At 61.5% G+C, this 16562-nt stretch carries 10 protein-coding genes; 4 read left to right on the top strand and 6 right to left on the bottom strand.

Translation table 11 applies throughout. The features are described 5' to 3' along the window. Nucleotides 1–19: 19 nt before the first annotated feature. The 3 genes from ACLIRY_RS17075 to arsC form a co-directional block, all read right to left on the bottom strand. A complete protein-coding gene (locus tag ACLIRY_RS17075) occupies nucleotides 20–1636 on the bottom strand; it encodes a lysine--tRNA ligase (RefSeq protein ID WP_413206623.1) in 1617 nt (538 codons plus the stop codon). 67 nt (nucleotides 1637–1703) lie between these two features. Next, nucleotides 1704–3260 carry a hypothetical protein gene (locus tag ACLIRY_RS17070; protein WP_413206622.1) on the bottom strand — a complete coding sequence of 519 codons (1557 nt, stop codon included), beginning with the start codon at nucleotides 3258–3260 and terminating at the stop codon, nucleotides 1704–1706. Between the two features lie 19 nt (nucleotides 3261–3279). Further along, nucleotides 3280–3618 (bottom strand): arsenate reductase (glutaredoxin), encoded by a 339-nt coding sequence (gene arsC, locus ACLIRY_RS17065; protein WP_413206621.1) that lies wholly within the window; start codon nucleotides 3616–3618, stop codon nucleotides 3280–3282. 96 nt (nucleotides 3619–3714) lie between these two features. Here arsC and ACLIRY_RS17060 point away from each other — a divergent pair, with 96 nt between their 5' ends. Next, nucleotides 3715–6111 carry a mechanosensitive ion channel domain-containing protein gene (locus ACLIRY_RS17060; RefSeq protein WP_413206620.1) on the top strand — a complete coding sequence of 799 codons (2397 nt, stop codon included), beginning with the start codon at nucleotides 3715–3717 and terminating at the stop codon, nucleotides 6109–6111. 566 nt (nucleotides 6112–6677) lie between these two features. Here the strand turns inward: ACLIRY_RS17060 and recQ are convergent. The 3 genes from recQ to torT all read right to left on the bottom strand — a co-directional run bounded on the left by recQ (nucleotide 6678) and on the right by torT (nucleotide 12121). Continuing rightward, nucleotides 6678–8549: a DNA helicase RecQ gene (gene recQ / locus ACLIRY_RS17055; RefSeq protein WP_413206619.1), complete on the bottom strand. Its 1872-nt coding sequence runs from the start codon at nucleotides 8547–8549 to the stop codon at nucleotides 6678–6680. Between the two features lie 155 nt (nucleotides 8550–8704). After that, the gene (locus ACLIRY_RS17050; RefSeq protein ID WP_413206618.1) at nucleotides 8705–10849 is read right to left on the bottom strand and encodes a methyl-accepting chemotaxis protein; all 2145 of its coding nucleotides are present in this window, start codon (nucleotides 10847–10849) and stop codon (nucleotides 8705–8707) included. Between the two features lie 213 nt (nucleotides 10850–11062). Continuing rightward, nucleotides 11063–12121, bottom strand: a complete 1059-nt coding sequence (gene torT / locus ACLIRY_RS17045; protein ID WP_413206617.1) for a TMAO reductase system periplasmic protein TorT — start codon at nucleotides 12119–12121, stop codon at nucleotides 11063–11065. 440 nt (nucleotides 12122–12561) lie between these two features. On the opposite strand from torT, the gene ACLIRY_RS17040 reads away from it, so the two are divergent. From ACLIRY_RS17040 to ACLIRY_RS17030, 3 genes are all read left to right on the top strand, one after another. After that, nucleotides 12562–13317, top strand: coding sequence for a DUF3750 domain-containing protein (locus ACLIRY_RS17040; RefSeq protein WP_413206616.1), 756 nt, complete (start codon nucleotides 12562–12564; stop codon nucleotides 13315–13317). A gap of 109 nt (nucleotides 13318–13426) precedes the next feature. Beyond that, entirely contained in the window at nucleotides 13427–15418 is a 1992-nt protein-coding gene (locus ACLIRY_RS17035) for a cyclic nucleotide-binding domain-containing protein (protein ID WP_413206615.1), read from the top strand. After that, complete coding sequence (locus ACLIRY_RS17030) at nucleotides 15415–16557, top strand: hypothetical protein (RefSeq protein ID WP_413206614.1); 1143 nt, start codon at nucleotides 15415–15417, stop codon at nucleotides 16555–16557. Before ACLIRY_RS17035 ends, ACLIRY_RS17030 begins: the two co-directional genes overlap by 4 nt. Nucleotides 16558–16562 lie beyond the last annotated feature (5 nt).

Genomic DNA, 16562 nt, shown 5'->3' with positions numbered 1-16562 from the left:
CCCGTCCAGACCGTGACCGCTATTTGCTCAGATCCTCGCCTGCAATCGCCCGATCAAGCAGGGCCAAGGTCTCCTTGACACCATAAAGCGCGATGAAGGTTCCCATGCGCGGCCCCTGATCCTGACCCAACAGCACCTGATAGAGCACCTGGAACCAAGCCTTCAGGTCGCCCAGGTTCTCATGGCCCTTGCCCACCTCGTAGACCATGTTTTGGGCCTCCTCAGCGCTGAACGAGTCGGGCAGCTCGGCCAACTTGGTCCGCAGTTCCGCCATCGCGGCGATTTCTGCTTCCGTCGCCGAACGGTAGGTCTTCTCGGGCAGGACGAAGTCCTTGTAATAGGCGATGGCCCGCTCCACCAGAACACCCAGCATCGGAGCGTTTTCGGGTGTTGCGCCCGGTGCATAGCGGCTGATGTAGTGCCAGAGAACCGCCGGATCCTCCGAATGGCAGACACTGACCAGATTGAGCAGGATGGAATAGGACAGATGCGCCTTTTCCTCCGGTGGCCGACCACCGTGGATATGCCAGGCAGGGTTGGCCAATTGGGTCTTTTCGTCCTGTCCCGGGAACTTTTCCACGAAGGTCAGGTATTCGTCGATGGCCCGGGGGATCACGTCGAAATGCAACCGCTTGGCCGCCTTGGGCTTCTGGTACATGAACAGGGCCAAGCTTTCGGCATTGCCGTACTTCAGCCAGTCCTCAACAGACAGGCCATTGCCCTTGGACTTGGAAATCTTCTGACCCTGGGCATCCAGGAACAGCTCGTAGGTCAGATTCTGAGGCGAAGTGGCACCCAAAATGGAGCAGATGCGGCTGGACAGCTTCACGGAGTCGATCAGGTCCTTGCCGGACATTTCGTAGTCCACACCGAGCGCGAACCAGCGGGTGCCCCAGTCGGCCTTCCACTGCAGCTTGACCGCGCCGCCGGTGACGATGGTTTCGACCTCCTGACCGTCCTCGCGCTTATAGACGATGGTTCCGGCCTTGGCGTCGGTATGGATCACCGGCACCTGCAGGACGATGCCCGTTTCCGGACAGACGGGCAGGAAGGGTGAGTAGGTCGCCCGCCGCTCTTCGCCCAGGGTGGGCAGGACCACGTCCTTGACCTTGTCGTAACACTCCAGCACCCGGAGCAGCGCCGTGTCAAAGCGCCCGGAGGTATACCAGTCCGTCGCCGACTGGAACTCATAGTCGAAGCCGAAACTGTCCAAAAACGCCTGAAGGCGGGCGTTGTTATGGGCGCCAAAGCTGTCATGGGTGCCGAATGGATCAGGCACCTGGGTCAGGGGCTTGCCCAGGTGGGCCTTGACCAGATCCTTGTTGGGGATATTGTCCGGCACCTTGCGCAGGCCATCCATGTCGTCGGAGAAGCAGAACAGCTTCGTCGGCATGTCCGGGGCCAGCACCTTAAAGGCATTGCGCACCATGGTGGTGCGCACAACCTCACCAAAGGTGCCAATATGGGGCAGACCCGAGGGACCATACCCTGTCTCGAACAGGACATATCCCTTGTCGGGCAGTTTGCCCTTCAGCCGTTTCTCGAGCAGGGCGCGCGCCTCCTGGAAGGGCCAGGCATTGGAGGACAGCGCGAGATCGCGGTCCTGGGCGGGCGGGTCGAGGCTCATCATCGGCATGGTTGTCGAGTCCAAGAAGGATTGGAAAAAACGCGGACCCTTTGATTACCGCCCGCTTCCGCCCGGGTCAATCCCGGGACGTCGCGGCCAATTGCCGCCCCACCTCGGCTGCAATGGTCCAGACCGGCCCACGCCAATCATCGGACCATTGCTGTCGGAACAGACGCAACGTGGGATACCAGGGCGTTGTCTCCCCCTCCGTCCCCCAACACCACCCGGCATCAGCGGGCAAAAGCACCCAGCAAGGGCGCCCCAGGGCTCCAGCGAGGTGTGCCACCACGGAATCCGTGGTCACCACCAGATCCATGGAGAACAACAGGGCAGCGGTATCAAGAATCGTTCCGGACACCGGCTGCCCCCCGCCATCTCCTCCTCCTCCCTCGGCGAAGGGAAAAACGATCCGCGCCCTCCAGGGATCGGCAGCGCCCCGGGCAGCCTCATCCCACCAAGCCAAGGCAATCCAATTCACCCCCGGCAGGATGAGCAAGGGAGCCAAATCCTCCAAGGGTATCCCCCCAGCCAAGCCGATTTCCCGGCTCGCCCGACTCCAATCAAGCCCCAGGTTCAACCCGGGCTCCAAACGGTTTCCCCAACCCAGGACCCTCTCCAGGGGGACTTCCAGATAGGCCCCATCGGGCTCGGGGCCCGCAGGGTCTCCCCCCATCAAACCGGGCAAAATCGCAAGATCAAGGATCAGGTCATGGTCCAGACCCAGACTGTCCCGGAGGCCAACGCGGGAAAAACAGTGAACCAGATCGAGAAGAGGCAAAAGCGTCTCGGGCACTTCCAGGGCAACCTCCACCCCTCCCTTGGCGAGACGGATGGCGAAGCGCAGAAGCAGAAGCGTTTCCTCCACGGGGCCAAAAGCTCGCACCAAAATCCGCGTCCCGGGGGCCGGAGGGTCAATCCAGGGCTCAAGGGATGCGCCACCCACCGCTCCCCTCTCACCAGCGGCCGCTTTCCTCTCTTCGGCTAAGGCCAAATCCCGCCAACCATGCACCCAGTCCCCCCGGGACAGTCGGACATGAGCCTGTTCCCGTAAAAGTGCCGCATCCCCTGGGCAACGCTCCAGGGTCTGTTTCAACAGATCCAGAGCGAGATCAGTCCTTTTCTTGACGCGCAGGAGGCGAGAGAGCAGACAGACCGCCTCCCCATGATCGGGGTTTTGCTCGATGGCCGCACGCAGGACCCGTTCCGCCCCCTCCCGGTCCCCCAGGGCCTGGGAGGCACGGGCCATCAGCACCAGTCCTTCGATGCCACTGTTGGACCCGCTATCGGGATCCTCGGCCTGCCGATCCACCAGGGTCCGCGCCAGGGCGCGGGCGGCGACGGGGTCATCCATGGCCAACAGGGCAGACCCCAATCGGGACAACGCCCCGGCGGTCAGAGGAGCCAACTCACTCCGCTCCAGCACGTCGGCCTCTCCCTTATCGCCCCGCGCCCGGCGGATCGCCGCCAGGAGCGTCCGGGTTCCAAGCACCTCTTCAGGCCTGCCCAGCAGGGCACGATACCCCGCCTCAGCCCGCTCCAGGTGACCGGCGAGGTGGGCATCATAAGCGGCGTCGAATGAAGGCGTTTCCAGGAAAGTTTCATCCTTGTCGAACGGGGGAGCGGAAGGGGCCATGGCAGCGGGAACCTTTCCCTTACAGGATCTCCAGAACGCTTTCGGGCGGGCGGCCGATCCGGGCCGCTCCGGGAGTCAAGACGATGGGTCGTTCGATCACCTGGGGGTTCGCGACCATGGCCGCAATCAACGCCGCGCCATCCAAGGCCGGATCGATACCCGCATCCTTGGCCTCTTTCTTGCGCAACAGATCCTTCGGTCCCATTCCCAAAAGAGAGAGGATCGTGGACAGCTCCTGCTCCGAGGGCGGGGTCTTCAAATATTCGACAACCTTGGGCGTAATCCCCTTCTCTTCCAGGAGCGCCAGGGTGGCCCGAGACTTGGAACAGCGGGGATTGTGATAGATCGTGACATCCATGAAAGAGGCGCCTCTTATTCTCAATGGCTTGATCCCGAAGCGGGACCGGGCCAAGCTTATATCCCTGCCCACGGAAACCCAAGCCCCCAGGACACCATGCGCCGCTTCATTCCCTCGCTCCCCCCTGTCCTTCTCCTTTTGGTGGCCCTTGTTCCGACACTCCTGGCGTCAGCGGCAACCGGTCAGGCGCAATCGCCCCTGGCGGCAACGCTCTCCGCCACCTCCACCAGTCCCACTCCCAAAACCACCCAAGGGGAACAGGAACAGGATATCCCCCTGGGTGACCAGGACATCCAAGCCCTTGAGCGGGTCCTGGAAAATCCCCGCGCCCGAGCCGCGCTGATCCAAGCCCTCAAAGGTGCTGGGCCGAATGGGCAGGGACAGAAGGTCAACGACGTTTCCCCATCGGAGGCCCCCTCGACCGAGATTGAGAACGAGGAACAGGACCTCATCTTGGCCATGACCCGACACCTGCGGGAACTTTGGAGCGGTTTGGTCGACGGTGCCAAGCTGGTGGATAATCTGCCCCAGCTTTGGTTTTGGCTGGAAATGCAGACCCAACCCGACTCCCTAGCCCTCTGGGGTACCTTTGTCTGGCAATTCGGGCTGGCCATTTCCGTCGGCCTGATCGCCCGCTGGCTGATGGCCAAGGCCATCCAGCACCCCGGCGCCCGGGTTGATCTGGCCGCCGAAGGACTGCCCGTCTATAGTCGTTGGCTGCTGGTTCCGGTGCGATTGCTTTTGAACATGCTGCCCGTCGGAGCCTTCGCCCTGGCCACGAATCTAACCCTCCCGCTGATCGATGCGGGATTGACCGCCCGGGTCATCTCCAGTGTGGCGGTGGTCGCCTTCGTCCTGGCCCGGGTAATCCAGCATGTGGCCCGGGTCCTGTTCCTGCCCTCCACCCAAGCCCTGTCCATCCTGCCGATCAGCCCCGAAACGGGCGCCTATCTGTATCTCTGGGTTCGGCGGATGAGTACGGTTGCGGCCGTCGGCGTCTGCCTGATGGGCGCATTGGATATGATGCTGGTGCCCCAAGGGGTCCTGTCCCTTACCCGCAAAGCCGTCGGACTGATGGAATTCGGGCTGCTTGCGGTGCTTATCCTGCAAAACCGCCGCACGCTTTCCTCCGTTCTGCGGTCCCATATCATTGACTTGGGCGGAGGAAGTCGGGCTGCCAAAGCCATTGGTCGCCTGGCGGAGGTCTGGCATATCCTCGCCCTGGTTTACGCGACGGCCCTGTTCCTCATGTGGTTCCTGGAGGTTCCCGGCGGCTTCACCTTCGCCACCATCGCCACCCTCAAGTCCCTGGCAACGATTATCGTGACCTGGGCCGTGACCCGGATGGCCAAGGGGCTTTTGGACAAATTGTTCACCATTTCCGAAGAGATGCACCGCCGTCACCCGGGCTTGGAGCGCCGGGCCAACCGATACCTCTCGGCCCTGAAGGGGGCCCTGGGCCTGATTCTGGCCTTCATTGCCGCTATTGTGATTCTGGAGTCCTGGGGGGCAAACAGCCTCGACTGGCTGTCCAGTGCCCTGGGGCAGCGGATGATTGGCGGGTTCCTGTCCATCGCTCTGGTGGTGGCCATTGGGCTGGCCGTCTGGGAGGTGGTGGTCGCCATGGCCGACCGCTTCCTGCGGGAGACCGATGAAGAGGGTAAGACCATCGAGCTGGGCCAGCGGGTCCGGACCCTGGTTCCCCTGGCCCGGACTGTAGCCATGATCGTTCTGATCCTGATCATCTCCCTGATCGTGCTTTCGGAATTGGGCGTCAACATTGGCCCCCTCCTGGCCGGTGCCGGTGTCCTGGGTCTGGCCATCAGCTTCGGATCCCAGAAACTCGTCCAAGATGTCATCACCGGCGCCTTCTGTCTGATTGAGGACGCCATTGCCGTCGGCGACGTGGTCACCGTCGCTGGACATTCCGGCGTGGTGGAGGGGCTGTCCATCCGCTCCATCCGCCTGCGCGACATGACCGGCAGCGTTCACACCATCCCCTTCAGCACGGTGGAAACCGTCACCAATATGACCAAGGACTTCAGCTATTACGTCATGGAAGTGGGGGTGGCCTACCGGGAGGATACGGACCATGTCTGCGAGGTTCTGCGCCGGGTGGACGATGAACTGCGGACCAACCTGGAATACGCCATGGAGTTGCTGGAGCCCCTGGAGATCCTCGGTGTCGATCAATTCGCCGATTCTGCGGTAGTCATCAAGGCTCGCCTGAAAACCCGCCCGATCAAGCAGTGGTTCGTCGGCCGGGAGTTCAACCGACTGATGAAGAAGGCCTTCGACGCCGAGGGGATCGAGATGCCCTTCCCCCATACCACGCTCTACTTCGGGGTGGACCAGAAGGGCGAGGCGCCCCCGGCCTATCTGCGCATGGACCCCAATTGGCGCGCCCCCCGGCCCGAGGCCGGCCCGCCAGCACCGCCGCCCGAACCCGAATCGGGCGCGCATGTGGACCTGCCCGATAGCGATGGGCGGTAAACGGCCGCGTTTCGAATCAAAATCGATTTGAGCCAAGACCGGTCCACTGGGGCCGTGACAGCCCACCAATCAGGGAGAAAACCAGCGGATCCACCTCACAGAAAACCACGCCGTTTCAATCCCGGAAATTTTGCCCATGGCCTCTTCGCCAATCGCCCGAGCTGCCACAATCGTCCGCGTCTTGTGCGGCACAACCCAAGGCGCCTCCACTGAAACCTGGACGTTCAAGGACTGAAGCATTTCCACCAGCAAAAACCTCAAAACAGGCAAGAAGGAGTGCTTGGCGGTGACCAGCGCTGACGCTGAGCAGGGTACACGACAGTGTCTCGTCTTTTTTGGGCGATAGCCCAAGCCCATTTGGGGGCAATTGCCCCCCATTTTTCTTTTATAAATAAGAGCCCGGGGTCTGGGGCCTTTCGGCCAATAAATACCTGGGGTCTGGGGCCTTTCGGCCAATAAATGCCTGGGGTCTGGGGCCTTTCGGCCCCAGTGGGGAACGGGACAAAGCCCCGTGACTGGAAAACTCCCCCTTGTCGTGTACCCTGGGTTTTCCGTCTCCTTCCGCTCTACAGCCCCGCGTCCTCGATCACCTTGAGGAAGGCGTCGCCGTAGCGAGCCATCTTGGTCTGACCGACGCCGTGGATGGCGCGCATGGCGTCGCGGGTTCTGGGGCGATGGCTGGCGAGTTCCACCAGGGTCCGGTCGGCGAAAACCACATAGGCCGGAACGCCGGCCTCCTTGGCCAATTCCTGTCGCTTGCCGCGCAGGACGTCGAACAGGGCCCGGTCGCCCTCGGCCAGGTCCAGGGCCGGAGCGGCGCGGCTCCGTTCACCCCGATCGCGCTCCCGTTTGCCACGGCCCGTTTCCAGTACGTCAGCCCGCAAGGCGATGGTCTCCCGCCCACCCAGCACTTCCTTGCCCGCGTCGGTGATCAGCCAGCGGCCATGGTTGGCGATGTCCATGGAGATCAGACCGGCGCCGTAGAGCTGACGGAAGATGCCCCGCCAGACGGTTCGCGGGCGGTCCTTGCCCACACCAAAGGTGGGCAAGCGGTCATGGCCCCATTGGCGAATGGCGTCCGTATCCGTACCCACAAGAATATTAATCAGATGTTCCGTGGCGAAGCGCTGGCCCGTACGCGCCATGGCCGACATGGCCTTCTGGGCATCGATGGTGGCATCATAGGTCTCCACCCCATTCAGGCAGAGGTCGCAATTGCCGCAGGGCTCCGCCTTCTCGCCGAAATAGGCCAGCAGGCTCTGCCGACGACAACGGGGTGCCTCGCAGAGCGCAAGCAGAGCGGTGAGCTTCTGGTTCTCGACCCGCTTTTGCTCATCGCTCGATGCACTTTCCTCAATGCGCTGGCTGTGGAGTCGCACGTCGTCCATGCCATAGAAGGTCAGGGTATCCGCAGGCAGGCCGTCCCGCCCGGCCCGACCAATTTCCTGGTAGTAGGATTCGATGTTCTTGGGCATGTCCCAATGGCAGACAAAGCGCACATCGGGCTTGTCGATACCCATGCCAAAGGCGATGGTCGCCACCACCACCAGTCCGTCTTCAGCCAGGAAGGCGTCCTGGTTGGCGTCCCGCACCCCCTTCTCCAGGCCCGCGTGGTAGGGGAGGGCCCGGTGTCCGGCCTCGTTCAGGGCCTCGGCCAATTCCTCCGTACGGGCACGGCTGGAGCAGTAGATAACCCCGTTTTCCCCCTTATGGGCCGCGACAAACTCCAGAATCCGCCGTTTGGTATCCCCCTTGGGGCGCATGGCCAGACGCAGGTTCGGGCGATCAAAGCCCCCCAGGAACATCCGCGGTTCCTCGGTGAACAGGCGCCGGGCGATGTCGTCCCGGGTCGCCGCATCCGCTGTGGCGGTGAAGGCAACGGTGCGCACCCCGCCCAGTTCCTCCCGCACCCGGCCGATTTCCATATACTCCGGCCGGAAATCGTGGCCCCATTGACTGACGCAATGGGCCTCGTCAATGGCGAGGGTGGTGATATTGCTCTCCCGGAGAAGGGTGATGGTCTCCGGTCGGGTCAGACGCTCCGGCGCAACATAGAGCAACTTGAGCGTACCCTGGCGCAACCCTCCCATGATCCGCCGATATTCCTCCATGTCGATGGAGGAGTTGAGGGCCCCGGCCTCGATCCCCAGGGCGGTGAGTTGGGCCACCTGATCCCGCATCAGGGCAATCAGCGGGGAGACCACCACCGTTACCCCCGGACTGGCCAAGGCCGGAAGCTGGTAACAGAGAGATTTTCCGGCGCCCGTGGGCATGATGGCCAGGACGTTCTCCCCGGCCAAAATTGCCTCGATAATCGCCGCTTGCCCGGGGCGAAAATCCTGAAAGCCCCAGACGTCAGCCAGCAGAGTACGGGGATCTGGAGAAGATCCGGTCGAATCGGCCTCCATTTCGGAGGCCAGGGGGGCGTCGAAAGCCATGGGGAGTCCGGTCAGGGTTGGGAACGACGCCACCATAACGGAGCTTACAGGCGTTGTGCAGGGAAAACATCGCCCGGCGGGGAAGGACGAGCGACACGACCTCCTCCTCCCCCTCCTCAAGCCTCACCGACCCGTTTGCCCCACCCTGTCTTCCACTACCGTCCTCGGATATTGACAAGGAACTGGGTCACTTCCCGTTTCAGGGTATCCGACTCGTCCACCAAATGTGCCGAGAAGTCCACCACTTCCCCGGATGTGGTACTGGTCTCCGCCACATCCGCGGCCACGTCCTTAATCACGCGGCTGACTTCCTGGGCGCCCTGGGCCGCCGTTTGGACGCTCCTCGAAATCTCCGCCGTCGCCGACCGCTGTTGGTCGATGGATGAGGCAATGGTGGCCGAAATGGAATTCAGATTCTCAATCGTATCGACAATCCCTTGAATTGCCCCTACTGACCGCTGCACTTGTTCCTGGATACGGGTGACTTGACTTCCAATCTCCTCCGTTGCCATCGTCGATTGCGATGCAAGGGATTTCACTTCATTGGCAACGACAGCGAATCCCTTCCCCGCATCGCCTGCCCGGGCCGCCTCAATCGTGGCGTTCAGCGCCAAAAGATTGGTTTGCGAAGCGATCCCGTTGATCAGGTCGACGATCTCGCCGATCCGTTCGGACGCCACGCTTAACCCATCCACGTCCTCGCGGATCTGACGCGCCTCTGCGACGGCCGCATCTGACGCGGTTGTGGAATGCGTGACCTGATTGGAAATCTCTTGGATCGAAGCACTGAGTTCCTCCGCCGCAGCGGCGACCATCTCAACGCTTCCCGAAGCCTCCGTCGACACCGTGGCCACGGTGGTGGTGCGCTCTCCCGCCCCATTCGCCCGCACTCGCATGCTTTCCGCCGACCGCCTCATACCCTGGGCACGACCGGCGAGGGAATCGACGATTCCAAGAACAGAGGTCTCGAAATCTCTGGCGATTCGCGCCATCTCCTCCGTTCGCTCCCGGGCCATGCGCTCTTCGTCCTCCCGCCGCTGGCTCTCGAGGTGCTCCTTCTCCAGGGCATTTTCCTTGAAAACTTGCAACGCCGCTGCCATGCGCCCCAATTCGTCCTGAGTGGCTTTTGGGATGACCACGTCCTTATGCCCCTCGGACAACAGCTGGGTCGCATCGTTCAGCGCTGCCAGACGGAAGAGAATATTGCGCCGAACGTAGAAATACCCAATCGCAAAGGAAATGAGAATGCCAGCCACCGATAACAGGATCATAATCGTCCGCGCAAAGGCGACCTCGTCGGCCATGGCGTCCTTATCCACATCGATGCCCGCGCGAATGCTCTGCTCTGTCTTCGAAGCAACGGCTGCGAGGGATTTTTCCTGCGCCAAGACACTGGACCTTAAGTCCGTCAGATGGGCAAGAACCCCAAGATAATCTCGGCTCATCGCAATAAAGCCGCCCGGTTCACCCACTTTGATCAAGCTTTTCAGTTTGCTCAGGATGTCCTCTGTCTTGCCTTTCAGGTCGGGATTCCGGATCGACCGGACATTCCGCTCCAAGGCCGTTAACGTCTTGGCGATGTCTTCGGCGATGCGCTCGACATCCTCCGCGTCGGTCGAAGCCATCATGCCCACAACCTGTTTGGGCAGCAGCAAACTGTTGACCTTAAGACTGGCCATTTCTTCCGATTGGAAAAGCTTGACATCCAGGACCGTATCCAAGGTGTCATAGATTTTGTCGATTGCGCCAGGATCTTCAATGAGGTCGTACAGCGTCGAGAGGGCATTGCTGACGTCGGCCCGACCGTTGGCGACAAGACTTTCCGACAACTCTGTCATACGCCCCGCTTCCGACAGAATCTGGTTGTAGGCCACCTGCCGCGCTTGGCCCAATCGGACCCGGTCCTCGGTATCGGACGAGAATTCCGCCAAGTGTCCCGTAAACTGAGAGATCACCTCTTCAAACTGATCCACGCGATCTCCACCCAGATCCAGGTCGCGAAAGGCCTGGATATCTTTCTTTATGACGGATATGGCATCCACCACTTCCTTCTGCAGGGACACCAAAGCGGCCTCGTCCTTCACCTTGGACATTTCTTCACGGTGCCGACTCAGATTCCCGGCATCGGTCACCAGTTCCTTGGCGAGCAAAACAAGGGGGATGGATTTTTCAAGAATTGTCTGCTGTTTTCCCTTAATCGAGTGAAGAACCGCCAATCCGGTTCCACTTGCGACCACAGTCAAAAGGGAAATGCAGGCAAAAGCCAGCATCAAACCTGTGCGCACGGAAATCGTCTTCATCTTTTTTTTTCTCCGCGTAGGGGACTTTAAAGTGAGAGACCGGCCCTGACGCAGGCAATCCGATCAAGGACACCATAAAATCACCAGACCCTGCAAAAGTGCGCCAGGGGAAACGCATTGTCTGATTCGGCAAGGTGTCTTCGTACACCCAGCGAAAGTGACCATTCCGGCCCCCAGGTTCGGGGCCGGAACAGATCAACGACATGAAGATCTTCAGGGAACCTTGAAAACCGGTGTAAAGTCGGAAGGCGCCAAGGATTCCTGAACCGGAAAGTCTTTCGAGTTGGACTTATCCACACTGAAAATCACGGGACCAATGTGCTCTGCAGTCGTTTTCCCATCCAGAAAACGGACGGCCTGATCAACGGAAAGCACACCCTGCAAGGCCGCACTATCCGTAGGCGCACTGACAATCACGCCACGACGCACACCGCGATACATCGCGGGTGTAAAATAATCGGCGACCAACTTCACCTTGTCCGTAAGTCCCCGTTGGCGGATGACCGCCATAGCCGCCTCGATCGCAACCGCGTTTCCGGCGATGTACTCGACGTCGGGAAACTCATCCAACGCGTCCTCAACAAGGGTCTTCTGAATGTCCTTACCCGTATCCCCGTATTTGACCGTAACCAAATCAACCGCCGCGTCCTTGATGACCTCTCGGAATCCTTGATCGGTGAACTTCACCCAGCCAGCGGTCTCTGGCCCCGGAATCCAGGCCACCTTGGTTGGGGTGGAACCCGCCGGATGGTTCTCCACGAAATAACGCCCGGCGGCCCGGCCCAAATCGATCCAGTTCACCGCGACCATGCCCGAAAGTCCGTCACCCTGGATCTGATTGACCGTGGCGAATACGGGAACAGTTTTCGCGGCTTCGACGACCGTGGGCGTCATCAGGTCATAGGACACCGTGCCAAGCAGAATGGCGTCATAGGTCCCAGCGGTCGCGCAATGTTTGACCTGTTCGATCTGTTTATCGAGATTTGGATAGCCCCCCGACTCAAAGATATCGGCTCGGACACCGAGCTTGCGGGCCTGGCTCACAACGCCAAAATCCGTCGCAACCCAGTAGGGATCCTTCAGGTGCGGAAAAATAACGCAGAGGTTCCAATCCTTGGACGCCTTATCCAAGGCGGTATAGGAGGTTTCCGTCGGGCTTTTGCTGAAATCGTAGGGCGGGGACCACTGATCCACCGTCCACGTTTCGCCTGCCCACGCGGTCCCCGCGAGAACAGCAAGGGCCGCACCGCAGCAGAGAGAAGTTTTAAACATGACCTGAAGCTCCGTCAGCGTTGTTGTAGACTTTTGTCTAAGTGCCCATAAATAGGCATCCATAATGATGTGTTGGGAAATGTGTACATTACATCCATAAATCGATCAAGATACAAACGGTCCTCTCCCCTAAAAAATAGAGAGTTGCTGTCTACCTTGGAAAATCACGCACACTATTAATTGAATGAACCCCACAAAACCACCATTAAGAGCGAAATATCAGGGTACGAAACCACCTTTAAGAGAACCCCTCCGCCAAGATACATAGAAGAGGAAGGGCCAAATCTGGCAGCCCCCTTAAGACCACAGGCCCATCGAAAGCCAGGGGATATCGGATTCGGAGGACCGGTGTCCACAGACCCAAAGGATCCGTCTGCGAAATTCGTCGGGACACAGACAACGCCCAATGATCACCACAATGCCCCGCTTGAATGCAGCCTATGAAACGCGCGGCCTTTATCGTCCTCATCCTCGCAATTGCCCTTGGCATGCCCATCGGGATCAGCGCCCTGATCAACGGAGGCGACGGGACACCTTGGCATGCTGCGGACAGCGGCTCAACGGGCATGGCTCCGGATCCCCTGACCACGCCCGGGGCCATCGTCCAGATCTATGCCGCCCGAGCCCATGCCTGGCGGGGCATTTTCGCCGTCCATGGCTGGATCACCTACAAGCCCGCGGGTGCTCCCCGCTATACCCGGGTGGAAGTCACCGGCTGGGGAGGGGGCTCGAAGGTAAAATGGAACCGCATGGGTCCGGACAACAAATGGTTCGGCGCCACTCCAATCCTGCTGCGCGACATCCGGGGCGAGGAGGCCCAGGCCCTGATTCCAGCCATTGAGCAAGCCGTCGCCTCCTACCCCTGGCCGAACACCTATCGGTCCTTCCCCGGCCCCAATAGCAATACCTTCCTCGCCTACGTGACCCGCGCCGTCCCAGGACTGAAGGTGGATTTGCCCGCCACGGCCATTGGCAAGGATTGGCGGCCCATCGACGACCCCATCGGGCGAGCGCCCAGTGGCAGTGGAGCCCAGGTCTCTCTCTTGGGCCTTCTGGGAGTAACGGTGGCTCCGGAAGAGGGAATCGAAGTCAATATCCTCGGGCTTTCCTGGGGTTTGGATGCCAACCCCCTGGCCCTGCGCGTCCCCGGCCTGGGAACAATCCCCTCCCGCCTCAGCCCCCGTCCCAGCCGCTAAATCGGCCCCCCATGGGGGTAAGGCCTTGGCACCCCAAGTCCATTGACGTAAATCCTGATTTTCAGGATAGACTATCGGGCGATCAAAGCCCGTGCCAAATAAGGTGTTCATGAAACCGGTCCACCGGAAATTCAACGATGGTGACGTGATTTTCCGTGAAGGGGAGAAATCTCCCTCCGGGTACATCATCGTGTCTGGAACGGTGGATCTGTACAAAACCACGCTGCGGGGCGCGGTCTCCCTTGGATCCCTGCGCAAGGGGGATCTCCTGGGGGAAACCGGCCTGTCCGACCGTGCAGAGCGTATGGAAACGGCCATCGCCAAGGGACCGGTGATCCTTCAGCAGGTATCCCGCGAGGACTTTCTGAAGCGGACCTCCGACGATCCGGAGGTGGCTGTGAAGATCATCGCCAAACTGACCCGGCGCCTGCGTGGTCTGGAAGATCGGGTTGCCGACCTTTCAACCTCTCCCCCCTCCAGCGGTGAGGCTTTACCCGTCCCCCTTGCCATGGACTCGCCCCCCCCACTGGACATCCGGGACAACGACACCGAACGTCCGGGACTGCTCGACCGGGTGCTGGGGTCCTTCCGCCGCAAGACCCCTGCCTCCTCCTCCTACCGACCTGCCGCACCTCCCCCTGGCCGGGCGGCGCCCTCTGCGGTCCAACGCCCCTTGGTCATCGCGGTGGCAGCCCTGCCCAATGACGAGGGGAATGGCCAACGCGACCGCATTGTCGCCTGTTTCCGGGATTTGCCCGGCGTCCTGGTCAAGGCCAGCGATAAGGCCGTGGAGGTGAGAGGCGACGACGGACCGCTCGCCGCCCTGGCCCAGGCCGGCACCCAAGCTCGGCGGATCCAGCGCAAGGAAAACGCCGACCTTGTGCTCTGGGGGCTTGTCGACCCCCCGGCTGAGATCATTGAAATCCGGTTCACCGGCGTCCAATCCCCGGAAGACGAGCGTCCCGGCCAACCCAACGCCCTGACCTGGCTCTGTCTGCCCATGAATTTCGGCGAGGAATGGGCCGCCCTCCCCCGGGCCACCGCCCTTGCCGCCGTAGATCCCCGGACAGAATTCCAGGCCCGAGCCATCGCCACCAGCCTGCCCAGGGCCGTGGAACAGGCCCGGGGGGTGGGACTGGAACCCCCCACGGCTTATGGCGCCATGGAGCGGGCAGCCATCCTGTCCTGTTTCGGCAATGCCTCAGCCGCATTGGGGTACCATGGGCGGGATTCCGGCTGGTACGAGCTGGCCATCGACGCCTATGGCGCAGCCATCGGCCTGCTGCCGAGGGAGGCCGACCTGGAATGGGGCCTCCTCCACAGAGCTATCGGCATGTGCCTGCAATCCATGGGAGAGCGCAGCGAGTCAAAGGATATGCTCACCCAGGCCATCGAAGCCTACCGGGGGGCGCTGGAAGCCATCCGACAGCAGGACATGCCCCGGGAATGGGCCGGGATTCAGAACCGCCTGGGCATGGTCCTCTATCGCGTTGACTTGGTCGAAGGCAATTTGGAGAGTCTGAAAGAAGCCCTGGGCTGCCTTCAGGGTGCCCTCCAGGTCTTCAACCGCAGCTCCTACCCCTGGAAATGGGCCGAAGTCATGCACAACCTGGGACAAGTCCTCCAGGTCTATGGGGATCAGACCCGGTCCGAGGAGATCCTGGAACGGGCCGTGGATGCTTGCCAACAGGCCATGGAAATCCGGACCTTCCATGCGGCTCCCATCCTCTGGGCGGCGACGGAAAACAACATGGGATCGGCGCTCTTCTTGCTAGCAAAACATTCCCAAAGGCGCACAGCCTTGGTGGACGCCGGGGATAGTTTCCGCTCGGCCCTGGGCACCTACCGCATGCATGGGGCCGACCGTCTGGCCGTCGTGGCCGAGAAGAACTTGAAACGGGTGGAAGACATGCTGAAGCGAACAGGCGAGCCGCGACCGGTGATCGATCCGGACTGGACCGAACGGCCCGCCACGGTCGGAGATGACGACAGCGAGGATTGGAACGCCGCAGCCACAGCAGAGCCCCCCCTCCCCCCGACCACCGATGAGCAGGGACAAAACGCCAGGACCGTGATTTCCGGCGCGGGGAGATCCGAATGAGCGCCGGCCCCCGACACTCCGGCCCCCGACGCTCCGGCGGGCTTCTCCCAGGCGACGGAGGGGAGCGGATCATTCTCGTGTCCGGCGTGATCCAGGACCTGGGGGTGCTTTCCCATGTGATGGAAAATGCCCTGGCCCTTTGGACCGAAGGCGCCATCGACCGGGTCATCATGACCGCGTGGCGGGCGGATCTGGCGGCCCATCGGGGACTGGCCGAGGATCTCGTGGCCCGGGGGACGGAATTGCTGATCCTCTCCCCTCCCCATGATTTTGGCCTGCCCTCCCTGGTCTCTGACTTCCACGCCGTGCACCGGGGCTTGCGCCTGACCGATCTGCGGGACAGCGTGCTCCGATTGAGCCCCGACATCTTCATGGATTTCAACCGCATCCCCGACCTGTTCGAGGCCTGGGACGCCGCCCCACCCCCGGATCCGAAGTTGCCCCAGGTCTTCGAGCGGCGGCTTTGGCTGTCCCATGTCGGCACGGTCCAGCCCTGCCACGCCAATCCGGCCCTGTTCCTTGGCCTTTCCAGGGATCTCTTGAAGCTGGGGGCTCCGGACCTTGCCATCGAGGCCCTCGCCGGAGGCGTACCCCATCGCTGCTGGCCGGAGGAACGCTTTCTTCTGACTGCCTTGCTGCCCCATTTCCCCATCCTGCACGAATACCGCGCCTTCCTTGCGCAGACCCCGCGCAACGGAGAGCCGGGCTGGATGGAGCCCTTTCTATCGGGCTTGCGCTACCACGGAGTCTTCCGCGAGTGGCTTGGCCTGTGGATTCGCCTGATCGATGGATTGTTCATCCTGGCCCGCCCATCCTACGCTGGCCCCCTGGTCCGGGTTGGCGAAACCTACCGTGATGAATATGGCATGGTTGCCCCCAAGGCCCTGATTGATCAAGCGCCCCACGAAGTGGCGGGCCTCACACCCGACGAAGCCTTCACCCGCGCCGGAACCCGACTGCGCCTTTGTGCCGACCAGCGCTGGATCACCGACCTTCTGGCCTCCGTGAACCGCGACACCATGGCCGCTTCGCTAATGGACGGAGCCCATCGGGCTCTCACCCATACGAACGATGCCGCGCGGCGCACGGCCTTCCACGAACTGATGGTCGACCTGTTCGGCCCCATGGCTGAGGGGTAAGAGAC

It is taken from the genome of Rhodospirillum sp. A1_3_36 (genome assembly GCF_047263945.1).
In the GTDB taxonomy this organism is placed as follows: Bacteria; Pseudomonadota; Alphaproteobacteria; order Rhodospirillales; family Rhodospirillaceae; genus Rhodospirillum.
Note: the sequence above shows the minus strand (reverse complement) of the source record. Positions and strands in the feature narration are given on the sequence as shown.